This is a genomic window from Pantoea allii (assembly GCF_002307475.1).
Classification (GTDB): domain Bacteria; phylum Pseudomonadota; class Gammaproteobacteria; order Enterobacterales; family Enterobacteriaceae; genus Pantoea; species Pantoea allii.
Window position 1 is genome coordinate 1 of the sequence record NZ_NTMH01000005.1, and the last position, 3,723, is coordinate 3,723.

Below are 3,723 nucleotides of genomic sequence, written 5' to 3' on the forward strand. Positions count from 1 at the left end.
GCTACGATAATCGCCATCAGCGTTATCGGCATTTGTGAGTATCTGTGTGTTATCACGAGCAACTTTGATATCAAAAAGCCGGGGAGAAATATCCGGGTCCCCGCCGCAACTGACGTCGTGGTTATCTTCACGAACCGTAATGATGTAGAACGCCTTCTCACTGGTGTCATCCAGGTCGTATCTCAGACATTGATCATCAAGCGCGGTGAGGTGATAAGTATGAATCGCTTTCGTCGCTAAGGCGATAGCCTGATCAGTGCTGACTTCATGTTGCTCTGCACTCATGGTGGTATTCAACATGATGTGACTGACTTTTTGCTGGTCAATTTCGAACATCAACTGCTTCTCACCCATCTTATAGATAAGCCAGTGCTGATTATCACTGTTGTCTTCTTTTCCGGGTCCATAGGCTTTCTGAACCTGTTCCATGCTATCGCCGACGATGATATTTCGAGCCGTCGGCACGCTGGCACCGTCCAATAGGATCTCTGCCAGAATTGCATGGCTGTCGTTCCCAACCGCAGTCGCGCTGAATAACTCAAAGCCGTCATAGCTGTGTTGGTAATAGTTGTAGCGCTGCTCATTGATGACCACTTCTCCGGCCACAACTGAACTCAGGGCTTTGCCTGCGCGTATGAAGCTTTGATTGCTCCATGCGTCGCCAGGCGTGAAGGCATAGTCGTTTAGCAGGACAGAGAAATCGTTATCGCTCAGTGGGGGCACCGTCTCTGTCGACAGAGTATTTGCCAGACTTAAAACAGGCGTGAATAAAAACGCCAGTGTCAAAAACAACCTGTTTAACGTCATATATTTTCTAATGAGAGAGGATTATTCGAGCCAGATCATCGCATAAAAAGACAACAATTACTGCCGAGCTTTGTACCAGAACATCATTGTTTTTAAGCAACTCCTTTACTCTTCCGTAGTAATAATCACTCTACTCAGGCAGTCCGGATTTTTAACCGTGAATGAAAAGGTGATAACCTGCCCGTTCGTATCAGGGGATGATGTATAGCTGGTAAGCTCATGTTCAGACTGACCACGTGGGTAATCCGTTAACCGGATCGCCTGATAGTGTTTTTTGATTTCATTCAGTGTGATGCATTTACCTTGTGGCGAAAAACTAAAAAAAGGTGCCATGCCGTCAGAGGTTTTACTCAGACGTAACTCAATATCATTGATCAACAAATTATCTTTAAGCCTGACCTGATCAGCCCGGTAAAAATTGATATATTCATTCTGACTTTGTAATGTGAACGCCAGTGGGGCATTGTGGATATTTTGTACAGACAAACTTTTTACGTTGGAACGCATTTGCGCGACAAAGCTCCATATATCATTTGCTTGCATTTTTGCTTCCACTAATCCGTTTATTAAAAAAAAACCTGCCAGTAACATTATTGCTAGTTTACTTCGCCGGGTAATTTTTATCATACCAACCTCCATAATAATCTTCGTATAACTCATTGGTCGTGGAGGTTTTTTCACCCTTTCCGAATATACGCCCGATCTTCATCCTCGCGTCACTCTCAGTGATGTCCCCTTTTTGCAGAGAGTCGAAGATACCATTGTAATCCTTTTGGTTCGCAGCGTTGCCTGCTATACCAATGTCTCCGCCCTGATGGGCAATGATTTCACGCTGTACACGAATATTATTTAGTGTGGCAGCGCCTTCATCACTGAGTGTACTGTTCAGGTAACTATTCTTAGAACTCAGATCAATATTGGGTTTATAAAGAGCATGTCCACTCTCATGTGACAGCGACTGTACGACGTTAGCGGCATTATTCATCTGGCTTTTATCGACGGTAATGATACGGCCCTGACGATCCGCTGAAGTCCCCTTACCGGCCTCACCTTCTTTAAACACCCATCCACGCTTTTTCAGCGTGGTGATATCCTGTTTCATGGTAGGTGATTTCTCAACCAAATTGTCGACATCTTTGCCATAACCGCTAAAAGATGGGGTTTGAACGCCAGACGGATTAGCTACATTGTTTGAAGCGTCAGCAGGTGCGCTTGCCAGCGCACCTGCCCTTTCAGGCTTTCCCGGCGTAAATTTCTCCTGAACAGCCGCGCTGATATCGCCTTTATGCCCCGCTCCTGGCGCAGAGGTTCCCGGTTGCGCCCCTTCGGTGTTCAGATTCAGTTTTCCACCCGTGGTAATATTGCCGTCCTTCTCCACGAAGAAATTGAAATCTTTGCCGATCAGATTGATAGTGCCATTGGCGTTCAGTTCGATGGCACTTTCACCCGACACAAGACGTAGCTGAGTGCCCGACGCCAGAATATACTTTTCGACTACGGCATCAACTTTACCTTTACCGGTCAGAATTTCGGTATCGCCTTTAACAGCCTGAATCTGATTGACTTCGACACGATGCAGCTCGCTTTTCGCTACATAGTGGCTCCGTTCCCCACCCACACTATGCGTTTCATCATTTTTGACATTGGTATCCATGTTCTTCTGCGCCTGGATCCACAAATGCTCCTCGCCCGCCTTATCCTCAAAGCGTAATGCGTTCGCGGTATCCGCAGTGCCGTCTTTCGAGCGACTCAGAAAGCCCATTTGTGTGGCGGCAGCCGGTAGTGCCCATGGCGGCATACTGGCTTCGTTATAAACACGGCCAATGATCAACGGACGGTCTGGATCGCCGTTGATGAAGTCCACGACGACCTCATCGTTGACGCGCGGGATCTGCACCCCGCCGAAGCCCTGGCCCGCCCAGGCGCTTGACACCCGCACCCAGCACGAACTCGTGTCGTCTCCCTTCGCCAGACGGTCCCAGTGAAACTTCACCTTCACCCGGCCGTATTTGTCCGTCCAGATGCTCTCGCCTTTCGGCCCCACCACCTTCGCCGTCTGCGGGCCGTGCGTCTTCGGCCACGGCGTGTCCGGCTTCGCACGGTACGTCACCGCCGCCGGCAGCACCGTGAAGTCGATGTTGTGCCGCGTGGCGCCCACGTCGCCGCTGGCGTAGCTGTTCTCTTCAAAGTCGTAGTGCGCCGACGTCACCAGGTATTTGCCGTTGTCGCTGAAGTGCGGCGCGTTCAGCAGCGAAAAAGTGTACCCCGGCGCGATGCCCGTCGCCGTGCCGCTCCCGCTCACCATGTGGTGCTCCACCTGCCACACCTCCTGGCGGATGCGCGCGTAGTATTCGCCGTGACCGTGCTCCACGAAGCGACCCGGCCAGTCGTACACGTCCACCGAACCCGGGGTCGGCGACACCGGGTTCTGCCGCGCCTGCAGCATCCACGCGTTCGGCTTGCGGAAGTCGTAGTCGTCCGTGCTGTACATCCCCGGCGTCACGCTTTCCGACAGCGCCCACTGGCTCACGCCCTCTTCCGTCACGCTGCCGCCCGACGGCGTCACGTGGTAGGCTATCGTTTCGTAGCCCGGGAACGCCTGATGCTGGTCCGGCGCGTCGCACAGCACCAGCGTGTGCTTGTCCGCCTCGTGACGGAAGAAGTAGTACATCCCCTCCAGCTCCATCAGCCGGCTGATAAAGTCGAAGCTGCTCTCCTGATACTGCACGCAGTATTCCCACACCCGGTAGCTTCCCGCCAGCCGCGTCTCCACGTTTACCCCGTACTCCTTCAGCAGCGTCTGCACAATCTGCGGCACCGTCTGGCTCTGGAAGATGCGCAGGTTGCGGTCGCGCTTCATCGGCCACAGATCCGACTCCACCGTCAGCCCGTACACCGCATAACGCACGCCGCCCA

At 52.1% G+C, this 3,723-nt stretch carries 3 protein-coding genes; all 3 read right to left on the minus strand.

Going from position 1 to position 3,723, the window contains the following annotated elements; all coding sequences use genetic code 11:
* Positions 1 to 786, minus strand: a 786-nt coding sequence (locus CMR03_RS02880; protein WP_244181309.1) for a hypothetical protein, incomplete at its 3' end; no start/stop codon positions are given.
* Between the two features lie 126 nt (positions 787 to 912).
* Positions 913 to 1,434: a hypothetical protein gene (locus CMR03_RS02885; protein WP_244181311.1), complete on the minus strand. Its 522-nt coding sequence runs from the start codon at positions 1,432 to 1,434 to the stop codon at positions 913 to 915.
* A complete protein-coding gene (locus tag CMR03_RS02890; RefSeq protein WP_244181320.1) occupies positions 1,409 to 3,715 on the minus strand; it encodes a type VI secretion system Vgr family protein in 2,307 nt (768 codons plus the stop codon). Before CMR03_RS02890 ends, CMR03_RS02885 begins: the two co-directional genes overlap by 26 nt.
* Positions 3,716 to 3,723: the final 8 nt, after the last annotated feature.